Annotated in this window: 35 protein-coding genes; 17 read left to right on the top strand and 18 right to left on the bottom strand. The window is 42.1% G+C overall.

The window, feature by feature from the left end:
• The first annotated feature begins 11 nt into the window (after nucleotides 1-11).
• The 5 genes from ACFQ21_RS11985 to ACFQ21_RS11965 all read left to right on the top strand — a co-directional run bounded on the left by ACFQ21_RS11985 (nucleotide 12) and on the right by ACFQ21_RS11965 (nucleotide 2,904).
• On the top strand, nucleotides 12-689 hold the full coding sequence (locus tag ACFQ21_RS11985; RefSeq protein ID WP_377579281.1) for a hypothetical protein: 678 nt from the start codon (nucleotides 12-14) through the stop codon (nucleotides 687-689).
• Nucleotides 686-1,072, top strand: a complete 387-nt coding sequence (locus ACFQ21_RS11980) for a hypothetical protein (RefSeq protein WP_377579279.1) — start codon at nucleotides 686-688, stop codon at nucleotides 1,070-1,072. Before ACFQ21_RS11985 ends, ACFQ21_RS11980 begins: the two co-directional genes overlap by 4 nt.
• Before the next feature lie 8 nt (nucleotides 1,073-1,080).
• On the top strand, nucleotides 1,081-1,593 hold the full coding sequence (locus ACFQ21_RS11975; protein ID WP_377579277.1) for a hypothetical protein: 513 nt from the start codon (nucleotides 1,081-1,083) through the stop codon (nucleotides 1,591-1,593).
• A 134-nt stretch (nucleotides 1,594-1,727) separates the two neighbouring features.
• Nucleotides 1,728-2,492: a hypothetical protein gene (locus ACFQ21_RS11970; RefSeq protein ID WP_377579275.1), complete on the top strand. Its 765-nt coding sequence runs from the start codon at nucleotides 1,728-1,730 to the stop codon at nucleotides 2,490-2,492.
• Between the two features lie 25 nt (nucleotides 2,493-2,517).
• Nucleotides 2,518-2,904 carry a hypothetical protein gene (locus tag ACFQ21_RS11965; RefSeq protein ID WP_377579273.1) on the top strand — a complete coding sequence of 129 codons (387 nt, stop codon included), beginning with the start codon at nucleotides 2,518-2,520 and terminating at the stop codon, nucleotides 2,902-2,904.
• Between the two features lie 263 nt (nucleotides 2,905-3,167).
• On the opposite strand, the gene ACFQ21_RS11960 is transcribed toward ACFQ21_RS11965, so the two are convergent.
• Nucleotides 3,168-3,389: a hypothetical protein gene (locus ACFQ21_RS11960; RefSeq protein ID WP_377579271.1), complete on the bottom strand. Its 222-nt coding sequence runs from the start codon at nucleotides 3,387-3,389 to the stop codon at nucleotides 3,168-3,170.
• Between the two features lie 454 nt (nucleotides 3,390-3,843).
• Here ACFQ21_RS11960 and ACFQ21_RS11955 point away from each other — a divergent pair, with 454 nt between their 5' ends.
• Nucleotides 3,844-5,154 (top strand): hypothetical protein, encoded by a 1,311-nt coding sequence (locus ACFQ21_RS11955; RefSeq protein ID WP_377579269.1) that lies wholly within the window; start codon nucleotides 3,844-3,846, stop codon nucleotides 5,152-5,154.
• 431 nt (nucleotides 5,155-5,585) lie between these two features.
• Nucleotides 5,586-5,873, top strand: coding sequence for a hypothetical protein (locus tag ACFQ21_RS11950; RefSeq protein ID WP_377579267.1), 288 nt, complete (start codon nucleotides 5,586-5,588; stop codon nucleotides 5,871-5,873).
• 76 nt (nucleotides 5,874-5,949) lie between these two features.
• On the opposite strand, the gene ACFQ21_RS11945 is transcribed toward ACFQ21_RS11950, so the two are convergent.
• Nucleotides 5,950-6,426, bottom strand: coding sequence for an SRPBCC family protein (locus ACFQ21_RS11945; protein ID WP_377579265.1), 477 nt, complete (start codon nucleotides 6,424-6,426; stop codon nucleotides 5,950-5,952).
• A 160-nt stretch (nucleotides 6,427-6,586) separates the two neighbouring features.
• Here ACFQ21_RS11945 and ACFQ21_RS11940 point away from each other — a divergent pair, with 160 nt between their 5' ends.
• From ACFQ21_RS11940 to ACFQ21_RS11925, 4 genes are all read left to right on the top strand, one after another.
• A complete protein-coding gene (locus ACFQ21_RS11940; protein WP_377579263.1) occupies nucleotides 6,587-7,045 on the top strand; it encodes a hypothetical protein in 459 nt (152 codons plus the stop codon).
• 65 nt (nucleotides 7,046-7,110) lie between these two features.
• Entirely contained in the window at nucleotides 7,111-7,482 is a 372-nt protein-coding gene (locus tag ACFQ21_RS11935) for a hypothetical protein (protein ID WP_377579261.1), read from the top strand.
• A 365-nt stretch (nucleotides 7,483-7,847) separates the two neighbouring features.
• Complete coding sequence (locus ACFQ21_RS11930; protein ID WP_377579259.1) at nucleotides 7,848-8,297, top strand: hypothetical protein; 450 nt, start codon at nucleotides 7,848-7,850, stop codon at nucleotides 8,295-8,297.
• A gap of 18 nt (nucleotides 8,298-8,315) precedes the next feature.
• Nucleotides 8,316-8,867, top strand: coding sequence for a hypothetical protein (locus ACFQ21_RS11925; protein ID WP_377579257.1), 552 nt, complete (start codon nucleotides 8,316-8,318; stop codon nucleotides 8,865-8,867).
• 12 nt (nucleotides 8,868-8,879) lie between these two features.
• On the opposite strand, the gene ACFQ21_RS11920 is transcribed toward ACFQ21_RS11925, so the two are convergent.
• The 3 genes from ACFQ21_RS11920 to ACFQ21_RS11910 form a co-directional block, all read right to left on the bottom strand.
• Entirely contained in the window at nucleotides 8,880-9,395 is a 516-nt protein-coding gene (locus tag ACFQ21_RS11920; protein ID WP_377579255.1) for an RDD family protein, read from the bottom strand.
• Nucleotides 9,396-9,469: 74 nt separating this feature from the next.
• Nucleotides 9,470-9,847: a hypothetical protein gene (locus ACFQ21_RS11915; protein ID WP_377579253.1), complete on the bottom strand. Its 378-nt coding sequence runs from the start codon at nucleotides 9,845-9,847 to the stop codon at nucleotides 9,470-9,472.
• A 333-nt stretch (nucleotides 9,848-10,180) separates the two neighbouring features.
• Nucleotides 10,181-10,558, bottom strand: a complete 378-nt coding sequence (locus ACFQ21_RS11910) for a DoxX family membrane protein (protein WP_377579251.1) — start codon at nucleotides 10,556-10,558, stop codon at nucleotides 10,181-10,183.
• A gap of 254 nt (nucleotides 10,559-10,812) precedes the next feature.
• On the opposite strand from ACFQ21_RS11910, the gene ACFQ21_RS11905 reads away from it, so the two are divergent.
• Nucleotides 10,813-11,622, top strand: coding sequence for a hypothetical protein (locus tag ACFQ21_RS11905; protein ID WP_377579249.1), 810 nt, complete (start codon nucleotides 10,813-10,815; stop codon nucleotides 11,620-11,622).
• A gap of 96 nt (nucleotides 11,623-11,718) precedes the next feature.
• Here the strand turns inward: ACFQ21_RS11905 and ACFQ21_RS11900 are convergent, their stop codons facing one another.
• Together ACFQ21_RS11900 and ACFQ21_RS11895 are read right to left on the bottom strand one after the other, a co-directional pair.
• Entirely contained in the window at nucleotides 11,719-12,633 is a 915-nt protein-coding gene (locus ACFQ21_RS11900) for a glutaminase (RefSeq protein WP_377579247.1), read from the bottom strand.
• Nucleotides 12,634-12,659: 26 nt separating this feature from the next.
• Nucleotides 12,660-14,363 carry a glutamine--tRNA ligase/YqeY domain fusion protein gene (locus ACFQ21_RS11895; RefSeq protein ID WP_377579245.1) on the bottom strand — a complete coding sequence of 568 codons (1,704 nt, stop codon included), beginning with the start codon at nucleotides 14,361-14,363 and terminating at the stop codon, nucleotides 12,660-12,662.
• A 169-nt stretch (nucleotides 14,364-14,532) separates the two neighbouring features.
• Between ACFQ21_RS11895 and ACFQ21_RS11890 the strand changes: the two genes are divergently transcribed.
• Genes ACFQ21_RS11890 through ACFQ21_RS11880 form a run of 3 tightly spaced genes read left to right on the top strand, consistent with a single transcriptional unit; the run spans nucleotide 14,533 to nucleotide 15,913 of the window.
• Complete coding sequence (locus ACFQ21_RS11890; RefSeq protein ID WP_377579243.1) at nucleotides 14,533-15,078, top strand: hypothetical protein; 546 nt, start codon at nucleotides 14,533-14,535, stop codon at nucleotides 15,076-15,078.
• Nucleotides 15,079-15,132: 54 nt separating this feature from the next.
• A complete protein-coding gene (locus tag ACFQ21_RS11885) occupies nucleotides 15,133-15,393 on the top strand; it encodes a hypothetical protein (RefSeq protein ID WP_377579241.1) in 261 nt (86 codons plus the stop codon).
• A gap of 16 nt (nucleotides 15,394-15,409) precedes the next feature.
• Nucleotides 15,410-15,913: a DUF3592 domain-containing protein gene (locus ACFQ21_RS11880; RefSeq protein ID WP_377579239.1), complete on the top strand. Its 504-nt coding sequence runs from the start codon at nucleotides 15,410-15,412 to the stop codon at nucleotides 15,911-15,913.
• Nucleotides 15,914-15,920: 7 nt separating this feature from the next.
• Here the strand turns inward: ACFQ21_RS11880 and ACFQ21_RS11875 are convergent, their stop codons facing one another.
• The 4 genes from ACFQ21_RS11875 to ACFQ21_RS11860 form a co-directional block, all read right to left on the bottom strand.
• The gene (locus ACFQ21_RS11875) at nucleotides 15,921-16,454 is read right to left on the bottom strand and encodes a hypothetical protein (protein WP_377579237.1); all 534 of its coding nucleotides are present in this window, start codon (nucleotides 16,452-16,454) and stop codon (nucleotides 15,921-15,923) included.
• Nucleotides 16,455-16,553: 99 nt separating this feature from the next.
• On the bottom strand, nucleotides 16,554-17,042 hold the full coding sequence (locus tag ACFQ21_RS11870) for a GNAT family N-acetyltransferase (RefSeq protein WP_377579235.1): 489 nt from the start codon (nucleotides 17,040-17,042) through the stop codon (nucleotides 16,554-16,556).
• A gap of 24 nt (nucleotides 17,043-17,066) precedes the next feature.
• Nucleotides 17,067-17,561 carry a GNAT family N-acetyltransferase gene (locus ACFQ21_RS11865; protein WP_377579233.1) on the bottom strand — a complete coding sequence of 165 codons (495 nt, stop codon included), beginning with the start codon at nucleotides 17,559-17,561 and terminating at the stop codon, nucleotides 17,067-17,069.
• 6 nt (nucleotides 17,562-17,567) lie between these two features.
• Nucleotides 17,568-17,996, bottom strand: a complete 429-nt coding sequence (locus ACFQ21_RS11860; RefSeq protein ID WP_377579231.1) for a MarR family winged helix-turn-helix transcriptional regulator — start codon at nucleotides 17,994-17,996, stop codon at nucleotides 17,568-17,570.
• Between the two features lie 164 nt (nucleotides 17,997-18,160).
• Here ACFQ21_RS11860 and ACFQ21_RS11855 point away from each other — a divergent pair, with 164 nt between their 5' ends.
• Both ACFQ21_RS11855 and ACFQ21_RS11850 read left to right on the top strand, forming a co-directional pair.
• On the top strand, nucleotides 18,161-18,583 hold the full coding sequence (locus ACFQ21_RS11855; protein ID WP_377579229.1) for a hypothetical protein: 423 nt from the start codon (nucleotides 18,161-18,163) through the stop codon (nucleotides 18,581-18,583).
• A 3-nt stretch (nucleotides 18,584-18,586) separates the two neighbouring features.
• Nucleotides 18,587-19,192: a DUF6915 family protein gene (locus ACFQ21_RS11850; protein WP_377579227.1), complete on the top strand. Its 606-nt coding sequence runs from the start codon at nucleotides 18,587-18,589 to the stop codon at nucleotides 19,190-19,192.
• A 59-nt stretch (nucleotides 19,193-19,251) separates the two neighbouring features.
• Here ACFQ21_RS11850 and ACFQ21_RS11845 read toward each other — a convergent pair whose 3' ends face one another.
• From ACFQ21_RS11845 to ACFQ21_RS11815, 7 genes are all read right to left on the bottom strand, one after another.
• The gene (locus ACFQ21_RS11845; protein WP_377579225.1) at nucleotides 19,252-20,052 is read right to left on the bottom strand and encodes a hypothetical protein; all 801 of its coding nucleotides are present in this window, start codon (nucleotides 20,050-20,052) and stop codon (nucleotides 19,252-19,254) included.
• Nucleotides 20,053-20,058: 6 nt separating this feature from the next.
• Nucleotides 20,059-21,009, bottom strand: a complete 951-nt coding sequence (locus ACFQ21_RS11840) for an ADP-ribosylglycohydrolase family protein (RefSeq protein WP_377579223.1) — start codon at nucleotides 21,007-21,009, stop codon at nucleotides 20,059-20,061.
• Nucleotides 21,010-21,134: 125 nt separating this feature from the next.
• Nucleotides 21,135-22,331, bottom strand: a complete 1,197-nt coding sequence (locus ACFQ21_RS11835) for a tetratricopeptide repeat protein (RefSeq protein WP_377579221.1) — start codon at nucleotides 22,329-22,331, stop codon at nucleotides 21,135-21,137.
• Nucleotides 22,332-22,487: 156 nt separating this feature from the next.
• A complete protein-coding gene (locus ACFQ21_RS11830; RefSeq protein ID WP_377579219.1) occupies nucleotides 22,488-22,883 on the bottom strand; it encodes a hypothetical protein in 396 nt (131 codons plus the stop codon).
• 95 nt (nucleotides 22,884-22,978) lie between these two features.
• Entirely contained in the window at nucleotides 22,979-23,950 is a 972-nt protein-coding gene (locus ACFQ21_RS11825; protein WP_377579217.1) for a wax synthase family protein, read from the bottom strand.
• The gene (locus ACFQ21_RS11820) at nucleotides 23,941-24,369 is read right to left on the bottom strand and encodes a hypothetical protein (protein WP_377579215.1); all 429 of its coding nucleotides are present in this window, start codon (nucleotides 24,367-24,369) and stop codon (nucleotides 23,941-23,943) included. The genes ACFQ21_RS11825 and ACFQ21_RS11820 overlap by 10 nt, the downstream gene beginning before the upstream one ends.
• 149 nt (nucleotides 24,370-24,518) lie before the next feature.
• Entirely contained in the window at nucleotides 24,519-25,652 is a 1,134-nt protein-coding gene (locus tag ACFQ21_RS11815) for a mycothiol transferase (protein WP_377579213.1), read from the bottom strand.
• Nucleotides 25,653-25,696 lie beyond the last annotated feature (44 nt).

The raw sequence follows: 25,696 nt of genomic DNA, 5'->3' as shown, positions 1-25,696 counted from the left end.
CCTTTGCCCGTATGTTCAACCTGTTCAACAAAAAGAAGAAGTATATTCAGTCTTGGGAATATGAACTTCTTCACGGAGTAGTAAGTGCTCTGCCAACTAAATACTCTTATCTAACAAAGCAAGTCGCTCCGGAGTCTCTGATAGACGTAGTAGATCATACTGCCCGGAAGAACGGCTGGAAAAAGACAAAGTATAGTCCGGCTGCATACCAGCAATACCTTAATGAGTCTCCGAAATTAAATGGTCTTCTTGTGGGTATCAAAGTTTTTGATTTAACCGATCAAAACTATAAAGAGGTGGAGCTTGATCTTTATGATGGTGCATTGCTAGGCTGCAGATATCCGGTCGGTAAATATGATCTCACCCGGATTGATGTTAGCGGTCTTCGTTTTAAACCACATCAATCAGAAGAAAACATCAAGTATAAAGCTGCATTGAAAGATTTGAAATGCACCCACCTCGATTTGGACAATGGATTTGAAATAGAGCTCTCAGGCAAAACATACTATACCATTAAAGACCTCGAAGATGGCAACTACCTCGCTATAAATACAAAAGGTAATGTATATGGCTTGTTTCACGATCCATTTATTGTCGAGCAAATCAGTAGCGATCTCGCTACATTTATAGCACAAATAGATAACGGCTCGTTCTCGATAGAAGAATATTACAATTCGAAGTTTGCATGAAAACCCTGGCAATCTTTCCATCGATAGCAGTCTTCCTTGCTATACTAACACTGTTCCGCTTAGGCGAGAGCAATAAGAATATAGTTGCTACTATTGTCAGTGCGCTTGTTGCCGGTCTTTTCTATCTTTACCATTGGTTTACGGTTATTTATTCCCTTGAGACTTTGATGTTTGTACTCTATGGTAATTTTATATCTGCGATTATAGTTATGCCTTGCCTTACTTATTTAGGATATAGTTCTCTTGCTAAAGTAACGGGTTTAAGTTTCTGGGTTAAATTAATTGGCGTAGCGGTGGCGGCTACACTTGTAACAGGTGCAGTATTTGCAACAACGATGTTTTTTTCGTTGATGAATAATCCAATGCATCCCATTCCAGTATAGCTTTGAGAATGAATAATCAGGAAAAATATATTCTGGATGCTCGACCAGAAATTCGGAGGAAACAAAAGTTTTTGTATCAACCTCAAACACTTTTACTTTTCGTAGCTGTGCTCGTGCTTATCACACAGCTTTTGGTTTGGGGCGATTCGATAATACTACACATTGGTGCATTTACAATATTTATTGGGAATGAGGAAATTTTATATTTAGTGCTTGCCTTCCTGGTACTCAGTTGGCTTTTATACTACTTTACAGTGGGTATACTACGCTCAGGAGTTCTGTCATGGCTTCATATTGGAATTACAGTTTTAGTTGTCCTGTTTTTTCTTTTAACACAATCGTGGTTTTTGAAATCTAGTGCAGTTCCCGGTGCGCAATCAGATATTATAAAAGCCTTGCTCAAGGGGCGTGCCCGCCACATGAACATAAACTCACTTTGGGGAATATTGCTTATTATAGGCCAGCTTGCCTATGTGGTTAACTTGATATCAGGGTATATTTATAAAAGAAGAAGGGTTTAAAAATTCCGTTTATTAGTTCGGGATTTCGTGGAAAGATCGCATACTATAGGAAATGCAGCTCGCTCGAAATGACGTTGTGTTGGCGGGTAAATAGTGATAACTTTGCAATCGCTTAACCTACACTGCTCCTTACGATGAACGAATTTGCCGAACGGTATAAAAAGACCAGTACGTCTGACCTGCTCAGGATCATCAACAATCCATCCGAGTATCAGCCCCTGGCGCTGGAAGCTGCCACAGCAGAAATTGCCAACCGCCAACTCACACCTGAACAACTCCGTGAAGCACAGGCAGAGCTTGAAGCTGATCAACTTCGTATAGAGCAAAGTCATGCTACGCAGCGCGCCATCGAGGAGAAGGTAACTGCATGGAGCGCTACGGTAACGGACGCTGTGAATCCCTATCAAACCGGCCCCATAACAACCGACCGACAGATACAAGCCATCAGTATATTCTTCCTGGTGCTCGCCCTATACTATATCTATACCCTGTATGACTTTGCCGGCTTCCTGTTGTTTGATGATGCTGCCGAGTTTGATCCTTCGCTGGTGCTATATTTCCTGCCATTGGTTGTTACTCCGTTGGCCGCATTCTTCTTCTGGCAAAGAAAGAAGATCGGCTGGATACTGGTAACGATATACCTCACATACGTTTCTGCTTCTGAAGTGCTTTTGTTCGTGCAGGCACTGAATATGCGCGAGTATATCGGGGGTATACTGTTCCCCAGTATTCCGCTGATACAATATATAGGCGCTGCAATAGTATATATATGGTGCTTGTGGATTGTCTGCAAGGCGAATATCCGTGAGCAATACGCTATTAATACGGAGGCCATGCTGAAGACACTAATCTTTACAACCACAGCGGTTGTGTTTTTAATGATCGGAATGATTTGGTAGTGTTTCACAAAGCTATACATCACAAATGAATCAAAAGTATAAAATACTCCTGTACGGCATGTTGGCCGTTACACTACTTGACGCCCTTGGCTCGTTGGCTTCACGGCAGTTAAATTTTGATTACTCCGCTTTAGGTTGGGTATCATTTGCTATCTATGGTACAACAGCTTTCATCGCCACCAGGCAATACGGACTGGCAACGGGTGTGTTGTTCGCGGCAATCCTCGGGTTCTTCGATGCATCCGTTGGTTGGGCTATATCTACACTTTTGAACGCTAACACGGCCGAGTTGGCTATAGAAATAACACCGCTCACATGGTTTGCCCTGGCATTGTTTAACACGGGGCTTGCTGCCTTCATAGGACTCGTAAGCGGACTGCTCGCGGTTGTCATAAAAGGAAAAGCGAATTGACACTCGGTATATACCTGTCGCTATACCAAAATTTTCTTCCGTTTTCTGCCAAAGTAGCATGCTATAGCGCACGGGTATAGGAAGGGTTTAGGATGGCCTTAGGAACACCTTACCTCGGCCTTACCGACTTTCCGGAAAAAGAGCTTAGAAATCAGAAGTTTCTTTGGCGGTATGTAACTTTTGCAGCTTGCGCATGGCTGCAGCTTAAGGCGTTGGAAAGTATAATGGTCGTAGTACAATGCTATACCACGACCATCATAACGTTATTGCAGGGTGTAGGTAATGGCTACAGCACGGGATATAAAATTCCAATTACTGTTCATGGGTATGGTTACGTTCTTAGGCACTGCGCTCAACGGAATCGATACACCATTTACGGTTGGGAAATCAGCGATCTGATTTGATGCGGGTGCTGTGATGGTTAACGTTCTTCCTTTTGTTCCGCCTTGCACCACTACTGTGGAGTTTGGATTTAATACTGGCATGTTTATCTCGATTTAAATTTGCTCCTACTTTATTTGGCTTTTCGGAATTAGCCCCCGTAAGAAAGACCCCTTACGGGCGGGTTCGTTTTTAGTGGTGTTCTGTCTCCACGTGTCAAAAGCTTTTGATGGAATAAAGGTCACGCAAAAGTGAGGTTGATGAACAGGGCATAAATGTGTGTTTTTATAAACAGGTATTTTTACCTGCTCCTGGCTTCGGCTAAAAGTAAATTTGTATTTCGCTATATAGTTTGTTTTACGGGTAAGAGCTTCGGAATTTTTTCGCGCGCAGCAAGTGTACTGCTATAGCAACCTGCAGCGCGCTGGAAGTAGGCGCGGTGAGAAGGTATTGGATTTTGCCTGATAAAAATGTATATTCGTTTCGTGAGCCCATCATATTCCTGTAAAGGAATTGGTGGGCTTTTTTGTTCTGACTGCTTACATCATTTATATTTCCATGAGTGAGATTCTTATTTTCATCGCATTCATCATCATATACATCCTCTACGTGTGGACTACCTATATCATTATGACGAAGTATCTCAATCGCCTTGATAAAGATCGCTTCATCGATAACGAGCTAATGGTTGTAGTCCCTAATTTATTTCTGTTCGCATTTCTTTTCACCATCGGCCGGTTCTTTAACCTATATATAGTTCTTATCAGTATACTGTTTTCTAATATAGGTATGCTGGTAGCGTTTATTATCTGGGGATTTCTGGGAAGTCCGAAAGTGCCCTATAAAGCAGTAGGCGGATGGGCTGGCTATGACTTCGGTATAAAGAATATAGCAGTGTCTATCATTTTTCAGGTTCTCTCTGCGTTGTGGCTTATTGCTTATCCGGTTGTTATCGGCATTCATTACTTCCATGCGGCATCGATAGAAGAGATCAGGCTGTTCAATCTTCAGGCTGCTACAGCCTTTATTTTAGGAGCGTATATACTTACGCTGCCTATTATTAACAGTATTCTCAGTTCACGATTTATAGATGAAGATTCGCGCGCGCGATTCCTCGTAGCACAGTTTGCCGGGTTAATACCCAATGCGTTATTCATTAGTCTTTTATTCTGGACTCTGAAACCTGTTAATAGCACGGAGTTATCGCTGGGAAACATCAGTGTTAGTTTTAACCCCGTGTTGTTTACTATACTGATGGTGTTTTTTATAGTCTTCTTCCTGTTGCCCTATTTCATCGGAACACAACAGGCCAAAAAATTAAGAAGTGAGTATGCCACGCTTAAAAACCAAATTCTGGACAACGTAATAGAAGCTATAGATCTGCCAACAGCAGAAGCCATTACGACCCGCGTAGAGCGAGCAGAAAATTTTATCAGTGCCAAGTATCAGCAACTGGCCGCCAATGATAAAGGCGTTGAGCAGGGCGTGCGCTATGACGATCCGAACGCAGTCCGCAATATATCCAGCCAGGAAGAATTCATATATAACTGCTATACCCTGGCGCGACCTTTTGATACCCGGTTTATCTATTATGATTTTCTGAATGACACTTACCAAAAAGTTGTGGAGTTAAAGAACCGCATCGCGAATGAGACAAACGCAGCAACGGTAAAGGAAGTGCTCGGAACGTATTCGGCATACTTTGCCCGCCGGAAAAAAGAATTGAACGAACATCACGATAAGCACGGAGATAAAAGTCCTGTTCTATGGCTCGGCATTGTAGCGATAGCATCTCCCATTGTAAGTCAGTTAGTAACGGAGTTCGGTAAGTATATAATTACCTTTCTGAAAGGCACCAGCCCATCCTGACAAATCCCTCCCATCAGAGCAGCCGGCCACCCGGCACTCTGGTGTTTTTTATGCGTATTGGAAATTGTAAGATTTGAAAATTACAAGATTACTGAATAAAGTTTCAAGGCGATATTGATTGTTATAGGCTGTGTTGTTATTTTGAACCTTGTAATTTTGTACTCCACCCGATGAATTCAAGTTCTTTCAGAATTAGTCCGATGTTAACCGAGCGTATTATACAGACATTGAGTATGCTCTTCGCTATGTATGCAGTGTATTGTTTGTATGCCTCATTTGCATCGATTTGGTATATAGTATTTGAAGCGCCCGAATTTGATTTTTACGAAACGATAAGTGTAGTTTCTTCTTGTGTTATTGTTCCAATCGCAGCATTCTTTTTTTGGAAGCGGAAGAAGATAGGTTGGATCCTGATAATATTCCAATCGGTAATGGGATTAGCTTTTTTGGCGGTTATACTTTTAGCACACGCCTATATAGAGGCCGATAGCTTCGTTCAGACCAGCTGGTCGCTTTCTGTCCATCCTGCTTTCATGGTTGCAGGCGCAGTCTTTCTATTAGTTATTTGTCTGAAACCCATTCGCGCGCATTACTTCATTAGTTTCCATGCGATGTTGCTTACTATAAGCAGTGCCGTTATCGTGGCAATTTTAGTGAGTATACCGCTGATGAACGATTTACGTGTATTCGAGATTTATAAAATGCGCGAAGGTTTGTAAAATTAAAGTTAATAGCCCTGTAGATATACTATAATATTTAAATATAGTAATCTTACAATCTTACAATCTTACAATCTTACAATCTTACAATCTCCCCCTCAACATACCGCGCAAGTTTCTCCAGTGTTGATATAGTTCCCGCTTCGTTGTCTTCCGGCTTGATGCCCTTCGGTATATTTTTGAAATGAAACGTTACTTCTGTTCCGTCCTGGTGTGGTTTGAATGTTACTTCCATAATCATCTCTCCTGCAAAATTGGGATCGTCTGATTCGAAGTTTACAGCCTCAACAATTTTCTTGTTGGGTATGATCTCGATATAGCGCGATGTGAATTTATCTTCTTTGTCAGCAGTCTTTCCTTTAAAGTTTACTTCGCTCTCCGGGTAAAACAACGACATGGTGTAGCCGCCACCCACGCGAAAATTAAAGTTATGCACCTTGCCAACCATATCGCTGGGCGCAAGCCACGTTTCTAAAGCCTTGGCATTGGAGAATGCTTCGAATACTTTCTCTGCTGTTGCATGGATGATTCTGGAATTTGTTGTTTGTGCCATAACGATGCTTCTTTTAAAACTGATTTGTAACGAGCATGGGGTGTTAAAAAATTATACCTCTTCGCCATTTTCGTCCCATCAGAGTCACCGGCTTCCGGGATATCATTAATGAAGATCGATTTATTATGTTTGTACGGCATTAACGACCGGACCAAATATAATGCATAGCACTTTTTTAACATACAACCTCAACGTTAACGAACCTTGTTTCGACTACCTCACCGATGTCTGCAAGATCAACAGTTCTGACTTGTTAAGTAAATATTCGTACGACCTGCTCAAGCACACAAGCCATCAACGACTCTCGTTCATTACAGATGAAATTCTGAAGACCAACCAAAATATACTGATTGGTTCTGCAGGCTATACGTTTAACGACTTTCTTAGCATTCATGCAGCACTGCGTAAGAGTAACCGCGCAGTAACGGCCATCTTTGTTCCTTCTGAAGACAGACTTGCCGCAGAATTAAAAGAAGGACAAGAGATATACCGGTTACACAATCGCTGGCTCGATTTCCCTCCGGGACACATTGAAGATGTACACGAAAAACGGTTGAAGATTATCAGTGAAATAGTCAGAGGCTTTACTTTTGAAGGTGTTAAGATTGTTACGAAATAAGAGGCTTTTCAGGGAGGTATGATGTGCTATACTATATCTTTACACCTTGCTTAGAGATACACACCATGAATGGTAATGAGATAATAAGTTACGCAGAACTAGCAACCTGGCTTGAATCGGCACACAGTGACGATGAATTTAAAGGTTGTGCAGAGTTGTTGACCCGCGCCATCAGCGATTGGCCAGCGACTGCTCCTATAGAACCAATTGACTTCCTTGAAGAATTGGAACACGCAATAGGCAAACCGTTGACACTTGAAAATATCAACGCCTATTTAAACGCGTTGGACTTCCGGACCGCGGGCGACTCTGCAAGAATGGAATCTGTAGCCTCGTTGCTCGACATGTTTGACGCCTATTTAGCCGAGCGAGAGATTACACTTGAGACAATACTCGCTAACCTGACCAAACATTGCAGAAGGAAAACCGGAGCTTAGTCAACGGTTTATTATTTGTTCTTTAGCCAGTTTACTTTACGAGGCCCTTCAGTATGAAGGATTGACCTAACAGATTCAATGAAAAGCGCTTTCAAAACAGCTGCGAAGATTTTTAAATATGCGTCCTGGTTGTTTGTAATTTTCTACTGCGGCTACATCATTTATGATGACCTTATTTTCATCAGACAAATATCCGGTTTTTCGGATTTCTTTTTTTTCCTTGGAATTCAGGCGCTATACCTCACAATATACTTCACCGTGTTTTCGGCTTACTATTGGCTTGTTGCCGTGTTCGTAGTTTTTATATACGTTAGGTTTTTTAAGACGAAAGCTGTCTAGGTGCATCAAGGGATATATATTCTGTCATGAGAAATCTTATCAAGTCGCTAACAATAAATCGCATATATACTTTTTTTGGTTCAAGAGAAGATCTAGATGCTTGTATCAAGCAGTCAGATATCAAGCACAATATTGTGAATGATGGCCTGGTAGAGTTTGCGGCATCTATATCATGGGGTACAGGAACTTATATGCCTCCCATAGGGGTGAAGGTCAGTGTCGTAAAAGTTGATCTGGACGAAATAAAAGTCATGATGAAAACTACAATACGGCCCGAACAGTATTTTATGGTGGCGATCGTTGCTATTGTCTTTGTAGCCAGTGTTTTTGAAGTAGATGACATGCCGGCAACTATATATGTGCTATTGGTTTGGATACTCTTTCATGTATGGTTTCATTTTGTCTTCCGAGTACAGGAAAATATTCTGGCAAAGAAAGTAGCGAAAGCGTTACGCTTGCGAACGCGTCAACTCTGATGATACGGTGAAATGAGGATGAAAAGTACAATCAATCTTAATAAAGCTGTTTTTAAGGGAAGAGCATATTTTGCATTTTTTAGTTTGGTGTTGGCAGCTCTTACATTAACGGTAGTTATTTCGGTTTTTTTACCGGGCGGACCAGATCGGACATTTATTTATGTATTATTTCTGGTTGGTATACCAGCGCTATACCTGATGGTGTCGTTGGCGTACTATAAATTCTGGCTGATGGAGGATCGCATCGTTATAAAGTATCCATTTCGATTCAGGAACAGATTCAGGACCATGCTGTTGTCGGATGTTGACCATATAGTATATATGAATAAACTGGGGCAAAACGAATTGGCAAGCAAGGTTATCATACACGCTAAACCGAATGCCACGTGGAAGCGATACGAACTGGGTTTTGATGATCGCAGGAATAAAAATGTGTTCGTATTTCTGAACATCATGTATACCCGTGGCTTTGAAATAGATATTTCAAAGTGCGTTCGTGAGTCTCTTGTTGAAGACCAGATAGCGTTGGGGATACAGAATGATGAGAAGTTAATGCGTGTGCATTATTGATAAAGGATACATCTACATGATCTGTGTTTTGCTCACAGCATGACAAATGGGACACTCGAATTCTCCCTTGATAATTTCTTCATTTGATAAACTAGCTTCCTGGTAGCAGCTTCTGCATCGAAAGCTGTCGCCACCAATTACCAAGGTCTTGGCCCAAAGGTCGCCCAGGCGTTGATGTTTCGGAGTGTTGGCGATAGCGACTAAACCAACAATTCCCATGTCGATCATATCCAGTATATGTCTTTTTAGAGCCTGTGTAAATGAAATGCGACCGCCATGCTCAGTGACAACGGTTAGTCCTATTAGAAGTTTTCCGAGCGTTTTTCCGGTGAGTCCTTCCGTTATCGGGAAGTATGCGAACCACAGAATCGGTATTACAAGTCCTTTTATACCTTGCACGGTATAGCCATCTTCAGTATGCTCGCCAAAGGTAGCCGCGTACGCGAACGAGAATACCATGAATATACCAAAGTCGATGATGGCGGCTATAGACCGCTTCGTTAGTTTACGTTCAGTTTGTATTGCCATAGACAGGGTTGAGATTAAGTTACAACGAATCTGAATTGATAAATAAAGAGCGTTTAATATATAGTATATATGTTTTATTCTTCTTTTATTTCTTCTTTCGTTCGGAATTCAACAAATTCTTTTGGAGTTTCACTGTAGTCTTCTTCTGTAAATACAACCCGAACAATGGTAAAGTCCGACTTGGAGGTCAGGAGATTTTTGGTCGCCTGTTCTGCTAGTTTTTTCAAATCCTGGAATGATGCCGATTCGAGATTGTAATGGTAAAATGTTATGTAAGCATAGTAGCCATCTTCGGAGCTCCAGCCGATAACGGGTTCGAGATCGTGATTGCTGAATGACGATTTTAACTCGTTTTGAATTTGTTTGAACTCTTCATATTTCTCTTTTACAACACAGGAGGTCAGGTTGGTTAACAGTATAAATGCAACAAACAGGTTTTTTGTAGACAACATAGCGTTTCAAATCATCGCGACAGTAATAATAACGAATAAATTCATACGAAGTTATACCCCCTCGGAGTCACCGGCCGCTGGGACTCTGATGTTTCGTGTCGCATACGTGTAATGGAGCTGACTCGTTTACCTGTGATGATATAGTGATCTCTTTTCCTTGTCTTCGTGGTTTCTTGCGGCAAGTGTGCATGCTATAGCTATAGTGGCTCGCTCGAAATAACGATATAGTGCGAAACGGCTTGGCGGTAAGAATGTAAAAGCAGAGTCGCCCGGTTCGGAGACTCTGCCTGTCAGTAGCTGTATATTAACCTTTGTGTATATATACCGATATGCCTATCGCACCATCGGTAAATACTTTTCACGATTTTCAACTATAACCCACAGGTCAATCGCAAAGAGTATAAGTGCTATCGGTAAACCAGATGGTACGAATATGATGTTTGTTAATACAATGCCAATCAGTACGGGAAAGATAACGATAGCACCCAATGCCCTTACTTTGGGTATTATAATAAGCACACCTCCCAGAACTTCTGCAAAGCCGATGAGAGGCATGAGCCATTTTATTTCCATGAAGGCACCCATTACACGCTGCAAGCTTTCCGGCATATCATCGGGCACGGGCATATAGTTGAAGAACTTATTGAGCCCTGCATTGATGAACATCAGTCCAAACAGGAGACATACAACAAATAGGATTTTGTTTTTCATAGCTTGTTTTTATTTAAATATACATTTGATTTCCGTCAGTTGAGATATTGAAATCTTCGAAACAAAATTAAAGCAACACCGCCAATGTATCGCTTGCCGAGTCCGGCAGTTTTAGGGGGTGTTTGCGACAAATGTTTAGCTGCAGGTCTATGCTTCTTTTTTAATGTTGACGTTGTTCCTTCCTTTAGTCAGAAAAATTATAGCTTGGTACGGTATGTGCTAAAACAACAGGCAAGAATCACAACGTCTTCAGCATGCGGTATATTCTTCCACTATTTTGTGGGCTCGTATTTCCTACTTGTGTATTTTGTCAGAATCAAATATCTGGTTTATTTGATCTGTCAAAAAAAGAAATATCTGAATTCTATATTGAAAAGGGTAGCCGCGGATGCTTTCATAGAGAAGAAGCTAAACGTAGTTATATCAGGAAGCAAGGTCAATTTGTATTCGATCAAAGCACCAGTAGCAATGACTTTTTACCAGGCGCTCCGGGTTACATTAAAAAGCAAACGATACATCAATTGGTATCTGCTATTGATAGTTCGCAGTCCAAATTGGTTTCAATAACAGATATGAATTTAACGCAGCAGGATATAGTTAACTTCAAGAAGTTTATTGATTCAGAAGAACAAAGAATTAAGAAACATGGAATCGATTTTTCTGATGATGAAAATTTATATTTCTTTCCTGAAGAAAATGCTGACTTTGCTTTCTATAAAAACGTTGCTGATTCTTTGATGACTTTGCCTACAGAAATAATTAATCAGGCTTTCCGGAGTGCCTCCGATGTACAGAGTACTACAACGAAGTGGCGAAAAATCACTTTTGTTTTTGAAGATAAGACTAAGCTGGTTGTTGAAAACTCTGACTATATCCCCAACTATCTATATGTACCGTGGATAGTAAATTATGAAGGAGTGGAATTCAAATCAAACTCGATTGTATTCGGAAAGTTACTGCACCAGCTTACGGGAAATGATTTTTTTGGCAACACGGACGAGAAGAACTATGCAATTTTCAAAATAGCGGAATATGTATACCGTGCTCAGTTTAAGACTAAATAGCTTTCTATTTTGATTCTCACAACGGTACTATAAAATGTTTCGTATACATTAACGCCAACGATCTGGCAGCTTGCAGCCAGCAACTCGCAGCTCTCTTCAAAACACGGAAATGCCCGTCTTCGTAGTAAACAATTCCAGCGCTTTCATTCCCACAACCGAGTTGCCTTTGTCGTTAAGTTCGGGGCTCCACACGGCTATAGCAAGTTTGCCCGGTATAACAGCTGCTATACCACCGCCCACTCCGCTTTTGCCGGGTAGTCCTACGCGGAAGGCAAATTCACCGGCTTCGTCATAGAAGCCGCAGGTCATCATCACAGCACTCAGGCGTTTCGATTGACTCACAGTAAGTATACGCTCATTGGCTATGGGAGACTCGCCATGATTGGAGAAATATAGCATGGTGCGCGCCAGGTCAATACAACTCATAGACACAGCGCAGTGATGGAAGTATACATCCAATACGTTGTCTATATCGTTATGAATGTTGTTATGACTCTTCAGGAAATTTACCAGCGCAGCATTGCGAAAGCCTTGTTCTTTTTCGGACTGCGCCACTTCAGCATTATAGTCAACGGAAGCATTACCCGAAGTCTTGCGAAGAAAATTTAAGACACTTTTATAAGCACACTCCTGGTCAGAGATAAGCATATCGGTAATTACCAGCGCGCCCGCATTGATAAACGGATTACGCGGTATACCTTTTTCATATTCAAGCTGAACGAGTGAATTAAAGGCTGTGCCGGAAGGTTCTTTCCCTACACGTTTCCATAGCGATTCGCCATGTTTGGCAAACACCATCGTAAGTGTAAACACTTTCGATATACTCTGGATGGAAAACGGTTCGTTGGCATCACCAATCGAAACAATTTCTCCGTTCGGAGTGGCAATAGCAATGCCAAACTTGTTAGGGTCAACACGCTGCAGGGCCGGTATATAGTTGGCAACTTTACCCGTGCCAAAGAGCGGTTGTACTTCCTGCTGAATTTCTTCCAGCACAGCCTGGTAATTCATATAGCTAAGCGACTATAAAGACAAGTTTATTTCTTGGCTTCTTTCGCCCACATGTCGCGAAGTGTAACTGTTCTGTTAAAGATCAGTTTGCCCGGAGTGGAGTCCGGATCGAGACAGAAATATCCTTTACGCAAGAACTGATAGCGATCTTCAATTTTAGCCTGAAGTATAGCAGGCTCGGCATATACTGCCGGCAATACCTGTAACGAATCAGGATTGATATAATCTTTGAAATCACCTTCAGCCTGACTCAGGTCTTCCACTTTAAAAAGTCTGTCGTATAGTCTTGTCTCAATGGCAACAGCGTGTTGTACACTCACCCAGTGAAGTGTTCCCTTCACGTTAATGCCCGAAGTATCAGAACCACTGCGGCTTTCTGGTATATAGGTGCAATGAAGTTCCTTTACATTTCCGTTGGCGTCCTTGATCACGTTCTCACACTTGATGATGTACGCGCTCTTTAAGCGAACCATTTGTCCGGGAGCAAGACGGAAATATTTCTTCGGAGGATTCTCCATGAAATCTTCTGCTTCAATATATATCTCGCGACTGAACGGTATCTCGCGACTACCTGCATTCGGATCTTCCGGATTTTCTTCACCGTGCAGCATTTCGGTTTTGCCTTCCGGGTAGTTGGTAATAACAACTTTCACGGGTTCAAACACCACCATTCTGCGCAGCGATATTTTGTTCAGATGTTCGCGTACACAAAACTCAAGTAACCCAACATCAATCAGGTTCTCACGTTTGGCAACACCAATCTTCTCGCAAAACTCACGAATACTTTCCGGAGTATAGCCACGTCTGCGCACAGCCGAAAGTGTAGGCATACGCGGATCGTCCCATCCGGCTACATACTTTTCATTTACCAGTTGCAGCAGCTTGCGCTTGCTCATTACCGTATAGGTCATGTTAAGGCGCGCAAATTCGTACTGATGCGAAGGGTATATATCGAGGTTCTTAATAAACCAATCGTAGAGTTCGCGATGCGGAATAAACTCGAGTGTACAAACACTGTGCGTGATGTTCTCGATCGCATCACTTTGTCCGTGAGCGAAGTCGTACATCGGGTATATACACCAGGCATCACCGGTACGATGATGATGTGCATGCTTGATTCGATAGATGATCGGATCGCGCATGTGCATGTTGATGTGCCCCATGTCTACTTTAGCACGAAGAACCTTTTCGCCATCGCGATACTTTCCTTCTTTCATTTCCAGGAACAATTTCTTGTTCTCTTCGATGGTCCGGTTTCTGAACGGACTGTCCTTGCCGGGTTGTGTAGGCGTACCCTTTTGAGCAGCGATCTCTTCGCTGGTGCTGTCGTCAACATACGCAAGCCCTTTATCGATAAGCTTAAGTGCAAACTCATAAAGCTGGCTGAAGTAGTCGGAGGCATACAGTTCATTCTCCCATTGGAAGCCAAGCCACTTAACATCGTTCTTGATGCTTTCAACATACTCTGTTTCTTCAGTTACAGGGTTGGTGTCATCAAAACGCAGGTTGGTATAGCCGCCATATTTATTTGCCAGTCCGAAATTGAGGCAGATACTTTTGGCGTGGCCCATGTGGAGATAACCGTTGGGTTCCGGTGGAAAACGAGTGATAATTTTTTTGTATTTACCAGCTTGTAAATCGTTTTCGATAATCTCTTCTAGAAAATTTAAGCTCTTTTCTTCAGTCATTGTCGTAATAAAAGCAAAGCCCAAGGTAGAAAGTCTTGTCATCTTTTGAAAAATTACAGGATAAAAAACCGATGGCCGGCCTTTATCCGGGGGCACTTCTTTATTATTGCAGCCGAGGTTTGCCCCGGGTGCAATACATCTTCAACATGCTGTAGCGGTAGCGTTGTATGGATGTATAGAACCTGACTGCCTCCTGCACTCCGACCAACCTATGCTGAAATTTACCTTTACTAAAACCGGAAAACCGACCGGTGCATTCCTGGGCGACTCTTATAGGGTAGAATATAATCTTAGCCTGCCCAATGGAACCAGTGGCAAGGTTTCGTACAGGGATTTTAATGCAACGATTAACATTGAAGACAGAGTAATTCTTATTAAACCGGTAATGAATGGAATCACGGTTACACGCTACCAGATTTGGGAAGGCGATGTTTGTATCGGACATATAAAACGATCCCCATGGTGGAATGCCGGGTTTAAGATTGTATTGAATTCAGGTGTGATATTTAAAGCAAAAAGGGTGTATAAAAATTTTTGGGACAGCCTGTTTAATTCAAATGACTATCTGATTTTCCTGAGCAGCGAAAACAATTTCGTTAAATATACTTTTAGGGCAAGCGAGCATTTTTCAAAAAGCTTTTGGAGTAATGAATACCGCGCATTGGAAGGGCATGTTGAAAGCACAATCGACAATATGTTAATTCCGGCCATCGGTTTTGTTTTGATTGAACTTATGCTGATAGATGCTGCGTCATGATATATTGCTATCTTGAGATCGTACGGGAATATCTATACTTCAACCAAAATAGAAATGATTCTGCTCCACGGTGGCTTTACGCCTGAATTGATAAACGGACTTGTAGGTGGTTTTGTCGGGGCCCTGTTGGTGCTTATCGGAGTACTCGTTTATGCGTTCAGGAGTAAATATTACCAGCAGGAAATTCGTGATCGCGATACGGGTCATAAACTTTTTGCAAAGCTTATCGTTATTTCCTTCGCAGCGTTTCTTTCGTTCGTTTCCTTTTTTGTTTTTACATTTTTGGTAGCGTGGATTACCTCACTGTTGCGATAGATTATTCATCTCGTTTATGGATGTAGAAGATATAGTGCCGGACTTTACCTTTGCAGCGGCCGGAAGACTGCGACTCGTGTTGTTTTATATCGGATTCTGGATTGCATTTGTTTATGCTGTTATAGCTACATACGATGCGGCCACAACAAATTGGATGACGACAGAAGCACAGTTTGTAAAATGCAGAAATGTATTTGATCGAACCAGGAACGGCAACGAAGAATATTACTACACCCTGGACTATAGCTTTGTAGCAAATGGTAAAACGTATATAGCTACATACGACAACGCTTTCAGTTCAGAAGAACTGGCAGAGACAACACGCGCGAGTCAAATAAAGGCCGCCAGTCCCATCACGATTTGGTATAAGGAGTCAGACCCGTCAACCACCGAATTGATTTACAGAGCAAGTGAATGGAAGATGTTACTGATGTTGTCGATCGTACTGCTATTTATAATTGCATGGATGACCCGTGTATTGGTGCGGAGCTACAAAGAGTATATCATCGCTAAAGCCTGACAACATATTATTTATAAAACATAACCGGAGTCAATTCCGCATCATTACCGAGAAATTTCTTCACCCGCGCAATACTGCTGCTTAAGTCTTGGTTTGATATTTCTATTGCGAGATTATTCTTGATGTCTACGAATTTACAGGCGGCAATTTCTTTGTCCGTATGTGCATCCTTCATTTGATAGTTGCCTGATGATACATTGAACGCAGTACCTTTAATCGTTTTGAATTTTTTCGAGTCGTTCATAAAGTCCAGGGTATATTCGAAGGATTTTGGATTGATGGTCTTTACCTCGATGCTGCAGATTAATTTCATACTGTCAGTCTGTTCAGATCCGACAAAGAGACTTTTTTCCTGTCGCAGAACCAAAGGCATGTGCATAGAGTCGATGGCTTCTTCTGCTGCGTTGGTCGAGTCCAGTATAGCCAGTTGTTCATCAAGAATGTCGAACTTTCTTTCAACCTTTTGTTTTAAGGTGAAGATATAGTAACCAACTGCGATGGCACTCAGGCAGGCAGCACCAATGATCAGGATTTTTTTCATAGGGTTAAAAGGTCGGCGAACAAAGGATGAATATATAGTAAATTACGGTAAGTGCAATGTTTCTGCTATAGATCCGCAAATTGTATAACGGCGAAAGATTTAGCGTAGCTTCTTTTCCATGTAAACGGCTCCATCTATAGGATTGAACCGATACGGTTGAATGTCGTAGAACCCAACGGAGCGATAGAGATTTATAGCGGGTGTCATCGAAGGTAGCGTGTCCAATCGGATAAAGTTATATCCAAGTTCGATAGCCGTCTCCAGTGCGATGTTCAATAATTTAATGCCGATTTTATACCGCCTGTATTCGGGGCGTACATACATGCGCTTCAGCTCTGCTATACCAGACGCATTTTCGCGTATGCCAACACACCCAACGGGTATCTCATCTTTATAGGCAAGCACAACAGCTCCTTTTGGGGCGCTATACTGCGCTTCGAGTGTGTTGAGTTCCGCTGCAAAATTCTGAAAGCTCAGGTCGATGTTCAGCGAAGCGGCATACTGCTGAAAGAGATTGCGCGCATCATCGAACTCGGCAGTTGTGTGCGCAATACAAAAACGTATTGTTTCGGTTTGAGGATATTCCATAGAAGTTCTTTTTGTGTGAGCGCTTTATGATAGTACCAGTTCATACCGTTGTTCTGTCAACGTCTTGCCGAAAGTGGTTGATTCAACTTCTTCGGTGAGTATAAATCCATGTTTCTTATAGAGCGCTGCGGCTGCCTGCTGTTCATGGGTAGTCCATAAGTAACACGACTTGTAATTCTTTTCTTTGAGAAAGTCCATATATAGCTGCATCAGTTTCCCTCCTAAACCAATGCCGCGATAGTTGCGCTCCAGGTAAAAATAGCGCAGTTGTGCTGCGTGATTTTCGCGGTGCATCAGCAATACAAAACCCATTATGGTAGTATTATGTTCGCAGACCCACACGCGGTCAAGCGTAGCATCATAGTTCTTGTAGAATTCATATATACCGGCACTTAGATACGCTTCAAACGAAACACCAAAGTTGTACTCTTCACTATATAGTTTCCCTTGCCGGTAAATTATATAGCCAAGGTCGCCCGGTACCAGGTGGGTTCGTATGGTTATGTCGTTAATTGTCATGCGAGGCTATTTTTTGGTGAGCAGGTTTTTGATACCATTCTGTAGTCTTACCAGTTCGAGCCGCTCTTCGGTCGTCAGATGTTCGATGAGTGTAGCAATAGCTTCCGAAGATCGCCTGTTCAATTCTGAAAACAGTTGCTTCCCTTTTTCAGAGAGCTCCAGCGCATAGATCCGCTTGTCTTCTTTCGACTGCTTTTTCAACACAATTTTATGCTTGACAAGCTTTGCGATAAGCCGACTCAGGTAACCTTCATCCACTTGCAAAATACCGGTAAGCTGCCGGGCTGTTATACCCGGGGAGTAATAAGCCTCATACATTACACGCACTTCCGTAAGTGAGTAATCGCTTTGCAATATATGGTTGTTGGTTACACCAATAACGGCAGTATAGAACCGGTTGAATTCCCGAATCTTTTCAATGACTTCTTTTGCCATAGACAAAGATAATAAATACTTGCTTTAGGCAAGTATTTTGATTTTAAATTTTTGTGCCCTCTAATTGACGATATCGAGAACAATTTTTTATGAAGGGGCTTTGGCGGAATCAAAGTCAATAGGTATACTGCATGGAAACTTTAACCTTGTAAAACAGCATACCCATGTCGAAATATGTAATTCACAAAAAAGCCTTCTTTTATACGGATGAATCGTTTGAAGTAGCGGAAGGAGAGAGGGGTTCCGTAGTAGGTGTATATACCTCACTGGAGGAAGCGAAGACCGCGAAAGAGCGGGCTGATATTGAGTCTATACTTGGCCTGCGCGGCTGGAATGCCATTGAGTTCTTCTTTGATAAGGATATCGATGCCATTATCGACAAATTAAGACCTATCTACGAAGAGGAGTTTGGAATCGTATTGCAGGATGATTACGATTTTAATTTCCCGGAGTCGATGACAGCGGAACACGCTGCTACCTTTCGTGAAATTATGCAGCTCTCGTTTCACGACATCGTGCTATACGAAGATCATGAATCGCTTCCCGGACCAGTAAATCTGGAAGAGCAAGACCTCGGTGAATTTTAATATATGAATGCTGTTGTTCATTCGCAGATTTCTGTAAAACGCAGAGGCGGAGTCATTGAAGACTATCTGCCGATTCATGACTTCATGGATAGCACCAAGGAGTTGTGCAGTGATAACCGTCACCGGATTCTCCATACGCTCTGGGGAATCCGCAGGGTGATCGTTCCTATATTTGGTCATACCATTATCAATAGCGATGGTAAAGCCGTGAATGTAAAAGATCTTTGCGAGCAGGATCATATTTTGCCAGACTATCAGAATAAGTTTATTCCCACACTTGCAGACTTTGCCAATGCCATAAAAGCAGAGCCTGTAAATAATCTGGACTTTGAAGCATTTGCGAAAGTATATAAGCAAGATGCAGCGCTATCGGAGTTGCTGCTATCACCATTGAACAATACAGGTATAAAAGCATCTTTGCTTATTACGCATAACTCCTGGTTCATCAACGATATAGTACCGCGCATTCTGAAACATAAACCGGAAATAAAAGACTTCACCATAAAACCGAGTGACCTGTTTGATAATATGTCGTTCAGATTATGGATGGACAACGGTAGCGACTACCCTGCGAGCAGCAAGCTTACTGCAAGTGCTATTGTAGGGTGATGAAAGGGCTGCATGCTTCTGGTTGCAGGCTACAGTTGAAATACAGTCGCTGTCGTATTCTAGTAGATCCTCCAGTCGTTATATTCAGACTCAAGTCGTGGTATGTAACAAGACTGTTGCTCATTTTCGTGAGACACAAATATTTTTACTAAATCGCCCGATTTCAATGTATTAACAACAGCATAATCGTTGGTTGTAGATTTTCCAATTACCTTTTGTCCACGGCTGGTTTCGTATTTGTAATGGAGAATCATGGAGGGCGCCAACCCGGAGAAGATTGAACCTGCTTTGGAAATCAATGCAATCAGTTCCGCTTCTTTTACTCTACCATGTTTGTATAGCTTCAATGCTTTTCGTACGTAAAGGAGTAAGATAATCCACACGATAATGCCGGGTACCAGTAATGGCATAACGATCAGATATACCATATTCAACGGAAACTTGAAGGGTTCGAGTCCGGTAATGATCGACTCGCTTTCTATATATTTAATTTCAATCTGATCACCTGTATTGAGATTGCTCACCTTACGGGATTCGAGTGTACGGAATGTAGCGTTAATTGTGCTGTCGTTAGTAGTGTAGCTATAGTATATAACGATGGGATGTTGATCGTTAACCGCAACATTGGTCTGCTCTTCTATACCGGTGACTTTCGCAGAAGTAACTTTTCCGTGTCGGTTGATTTTTTCATAATCTACTTCGTTGAAATCAGCATCTGTCAAAGAAATGATCAATGTGAATAGCGTGATCATAAAGATGGGTAAACCCGTTAGTAAAGATCCGACAAGCAACAAGCCTGGTTTTTGTTTCAACAGCCTGAATATAGTTGCTGTCTTAACTTCTCTTGATTGATAGTTCATTTCAATTCAGTTTGATTTCTTAATAGTATAGTTGGCGGCCACTCGTTCTGCCAGCGCTTCTATATCAGTTCGCCTGGCAAGCAATTCAAGCCATGCAGCCGGTATATTTTCGTAACCATATAGCAGCCCTGCCAGCCCTCCCGTTACAGCTCCGGTTGTGTCGGTGTCTTCTCCAAGATTTACGGCTTTTAATACGGCATCTTTATACGAGTCCGTTGTAAGCAAACACCAGATGCTTGCCTGTAGAGTATGCAACACATAGCCACTGCTATAAATATCTTCCTCCGACAATTCGTATATGTCTGACTTTAATAAACGATCAAACCGACTTATTTCTTTTGAATTGATAGACAGTGAATGAAGATACTCTGGTACATCAGTTTTGAGTTGCTTATAGATTGAGAATTTGTCTGTCTTGTTCAGCAAAAGCCTGGCAAATTCAAGATAGTAGAAGCAGGACATAACGGAACGTATATGCGCGTGTGTGATAGATGAGATCAGTTTAGTCAGCTGATAGCGTTCCTTAATTGATTTATCCTGTATATAAAAAACCAATGGAAGAATTCTCATGAGTGAGCCGTTTCCATTTTCATCTTCATGCAAGCCACCGGCAAGCTCAGGTGATGTGCCTGCTGCTATTCTGTTTATAGCGGCCCGTGTAGTGATGCCAACATCGAATACAACTCCGTGTGCAGTCCAGTAATTATGACGGAGCCAATTAATGAAATTTTCACCGACAATGTTGATATCGAATTCCTTTGCTAATGCTTCCGCCAGGCAAAACGTAAGCGAACTATCATCCGACCAGGTACCTGCCGGAACATTATAAGTTCCATAACCACGCATATCCGTAACGGGGTTTTTCTGTATAGCCGATCGATCCCTGAATTCAACAGGAACACCAAGGGCATCGCCAATCGCCAGGCCTAGCAATGCGCCTTTTATTGCGTTCAACATATTTTGGCCATTACTTGCTTCACACACCGCTGGTGATTCATTTTATCGGTATATATTTTAAGTCCCTTGCCTTGACTATTGATAGCTGGTAGCTACCAGCTATCAATAGTCAAAGTGATGTAAAGTTAATGTAGCGATGCATTAGCGGTGAGATTTTTCCTGGCATCTTCAATATATTGATCGATGCATGCAGTTTCAGGATAAAGATCTTTCGCTTTATTAAATAATCGGAGCGCCTCACCGTACTCTTCTTTGTAAAGATAATATATACCTAGATTTCGATAGCCATACGAATTTTCCGGATCTAATTGTAGGGAATGTGTGACATCTGATAATCCATCTTCAAGGTTTCCTGCATTGATCTTGCAAAATCCTCTGTTATTATATGCATACGCAAAGCCGTTGTCTAATTCAATGGCTTTATCAAATAAAGGAATAGCTTCGTCAAATTTATCCAGTAAAATTAGAGCATAGCCTTTATTATTAAGTGAGCTTGAATGATTGGGGTTTATGGTCAATGCACGATCGTAAGCTTCTATACCTTTTTCAGGAAGTCCTAACCCGGTATAGCATATCGCTAAATTAAACCAATCATCGTCTGTGAGGATATGGTACTTCATTAATCTTTCATAAACCTGATGCGCCATTTTGTAGTCATGTGTTTGAAGATATGATGTAATGGCAGCGCGATATGTGTTACGGTCTCTTAAGCCACGGTTCAACATAAAGTCAAATAAGGAGGCGGCCTGTTGATATTGTTTTTGATTATAGTGGCCTAACGCTTCTTCATACTTTTTTGAAAAACGTATATAGTTGAATAACAACTTTACATAGAATCCATCACGGTATGTGATATGGCCATTTTGCAGAACAACAGGAGCTTCGTTAGGTATGAGATTAAAAATCAGATCGAAGACTGCAGAACCCAGGAATATGATTAGGAATAATTTAAGAAAGCCATGCAGTTCGAAAGTGAAAGCAAAATAACAGGAAACACTGGCAATGATGAAAGATGCTATAGGGCCTGAAATGGTGTATAGAATTTGTGAGTAAATGGATGACGTTGCTGAAGGTGAGCATAAGCCCGTGTTCCAGGAAAAAGGGTTATACTTAAAATACACTTCTAACAACCCAATGCGGAAATGGACGGTGCCATTGGAATCTCCATAGGATCCTGCATAGACGGTTACCTTTTGCCGGGTTAAAAATAGGGCGGGTACAGCGTGCCCAAGTTCGTGAAGCAAAACCGTTAGGGGGCGAGCTACTAGTACGAGTCCAAAAGACAGTAGCATAAAGAGTGCAAAATATAACATCACCTCCATGGAAGATAGGATTTGCTGCCAGCCTGCTGACGAATAACGGCTGGCAAAAATGTGGGGATAGATGTCGTTAGGATGCGAATGGTAATCTCTCGACTTGAAACATTTTTAACTTTACTTGTAACTCGTGCCTCGCAGCTCAAAACTCGCAGCTACTTTCTACTGTTCCGCCTCTTTGCTCTTTTCTTCCTTTCTATAATCCAGGTATGCGCCTGGCTTTTTGTTGATCTTGTCACCAAGCGTGCAGATCTTGACCAGGTTTCGATTGACAGCAAAAGCAGTATCCATACCGTTGAGTGTATACTTTACGCGGATGAGACTATCGGATGTGCAGTATCCTTCTTTCAATACAATCGGTTTGCCCGGGTCTGTTGATCCTTCCAGGGTAAAGGTCTCATTAAATTTGCCATCATCGAGATTGAGAACGATGGTAGATTTTTTCGCGAGGTATACTACCTGAAATGTTACAGGATTGTTACAACGGTTGCAACCTGCTAAAAAAAAACAGAGCAACATAGCTACAAAAAGGCTGCGGGCAGTGCGTGTAAAATTCATGGTTAAAAGCGTTCACACGATATGATTTCGTGGTGGTGCGAAGGTATAAAATTTTCAGACAAGAAGTGTTCCGCAGACTGACGCTATGGTACAGCTTACGATATATATCCGAGGAGCAACGCACGCAGTGGTTTCAATACACCTTCCATGAAAGCGGGATGAAACAACAGGTGAATTGGAAGTATGAGCCAGCCCAGCACCCATAGGTGAGACAGGATTTTGCTCGCCAGTATTTTCTGAACAAATGCGCTTTTTTCTTCGGTATACATCAATATGCCGTGTAAAGCAAAGTATAGCATGGGCAAACCATAACCGGCTTTTACGGGCAGCGATATAGCAATCTCGTGGAGCACACCCGAAAGCAGAAAGGATATTATCATCGCGGCAGTCTTTCCGATTTTAAATTTGAGCGGACGATAGGCGATCAGCGTTGTCATTTCAGAAAAAGCCATATTCCACCGTTTGCCCCAGAATTCATTCAGCGAACGGGATTTATAGGGAGATCGAAATAATTCCTTAACGTTTACTCCCCACCATCGCCAATATGCAGTTGATAGATTGAGTATACCAAAGTGCAGGATAAAGCTGATGCCGACAAGCAATGCCAAATCAGCGATTATCATTATAGATGTGTTTGTCGTTTCTATTACCGCTGAAAGGTAAACAAGTACCATTCCCAATGCGATGCGTGAAATACCGCGCATAGCAATGGTAGCATAGGGCAGCCGTTGTGAGGGTGCCGGAAATGTCTCGAACAATGCTGGCCGCATACCAAACCAACCCAGTGCAAAGGCTGACCATTGCAATGAATTCAGCCTCATCTTTCCGGGGTAACTTTCAACAGCAACAATAATTTTCATTGACAAAAGCTGCAGCGATACAATGGAGACCATGCGAACCAGGGCCGATGCATCAGCTGTAATAAGAGAAGCAAAGATTACTGTAGCGATACATATAATCCAAGCGATCCATCGTGCGGTTGACTTGTTTGGAATAAAAGGTAATGTATACCCTGCCAGTAACAAAAATAGTCCGAAGGAAAGGAGATATAGGAGAGTCAGATCCACGCGTTATTATATAGAAATGCCAGAAGATATACTGCTGTAAAAAAGACAAACAGAAGAACAAGTGCTGTTTCACCGAGTGTATAGATTGCGCCTTTGGGTGCGTTTGTTCTGTCGAAGTAAAAGAACTGAATGCCAATGCGTGTAAGCCAGTATATACTGATGAAGAGCGTAATGCTTTTGGCGAGAAACGAACCACTGAGTAATTCATTCGTACCGGCTAATGAGACAATACCGAAGCAAAAGTTAATAACCAGTATATAGGCAGCGTATGTCCAGAACATTTGCCGGAGAAGCGGTTGCAACGCTTTCAGGTGTTGCTTCCATTGCAATACTTTCGGAATGAGCAGACTGCCCACGCATAAAACAATATGTCCTATACCCGCCAGTAGAATCAGTATTCTTAGTAAATCAACATTCATTGCAGGTTGTAAATATATTCAGTAAATCAAATTTCCGCTGCTGAACTTTTGAATGTTTCTCGTGCCCTGGTGCAGGAATTACCAAAAATGAAAATTGTCGCCCGGGCAGGCGACAATCCTCTTATTTTATAAATACTTTTATCAAAGGCCTAATGTCCTCGCTCAATTTTAATTTCCTGCTTCTCTTCGCGCTTGGGTAATCGCTTCTTCATCAATAGAATCTGCCCCAAATGACTCGACTGATGTTCCATTACATGGAACCAGCAAAAATGGTTGTTGATGTCCGACCCTGGCCGTACTTGAGCCAGCCATTCATCGTTACGCTTGCTGAGTTCGGCAATGGTTTTCTTGCGAACATCCCTATATATAGCCAGATAATATTCGACATCATGGCCTTTGAATTTTTGTCTCGCTTCTTCACCGAGGTTCAAGGCTACTTCCCATTTCTGTTTTTCTTCTTCGTTAAACTCACGGTTTTCAAAAGTATATACCTGGTAATATGCTTCGGCTGCAGCCAGGTGCATGATGAGTGCACCGATGGTATTGGCTTTATCATCCATTAAGTGATCGGTCTCCTGCAGGTTCAGTAATTTTACACTGTTCTCTACACGTGTACTCAGGTTGTTTAACATTGTTACGAGCGTACCGATCTGCGGAGAGAAGCCTTCTACCGGCCCGATGAGATAGGTTGTATCACGCTTGATTCCTTTACCTTCAATTACCAGGGCGCTTTTGCCGTTGGTTGCATCATTCGCGGAAGAGAACGTGAACTCTTTAATGCGCACCGGGGCCAGCGGATTCGTACCTTCATTCCATTCCGGTATAACATTTTTTACAACAGGCATTTCGAAGCTCCCATTTTTTATAGGTGCCTTTTGAAGTTTACCGGCATCGTTCTGCACGTAGAATTCGAAGTTGTCGAAGTAGAACTTTCCGTTGTTCATGCATAAACCACCGAAGTTTATCTTGTCGGCATTGGCGTCCATTTCACCTTCAATGGTGTAGGTCTGCCACGCGTTGGAGCGAATAGGCTTATCTCCCATATTTTCGAAGAAACCGGCCTCACCATTTTTATTGTCAACGCGAACCCATATACCAGCCCAGGCAGTTGAGTCTGCTATAATAGCTTTGGCGGAAGCTGTCACTTTAAATTTTACTTTCTTCTTCAGAAAAGAAGCGTCAACGGTTTGAACAAAGGATGTCCAGTTGCGTGATACTTCTTTCGTCTGCGCGTACACATTCATGCTGGCAACAACAGCAATCGCTACTAAGATTTTTTTCATGGGTTTGGGTGGGATAATTATTCGTGAAAACATTTTACGTATCA

This window comes from Ohtaekwangia kribbensis, from assembly GCF_042676245.1.
Classification (GTDB): domain Bacteria; phylum Bacteroidota; class Bacteroidia; order Cytophagales; family Cyclobacteriaceae; genus Ohtaekwangia; species Ohtaekwangia kribbensis.
This window is presented reverse-complemented; position numbering and strand designations above follow the sequence as displayed.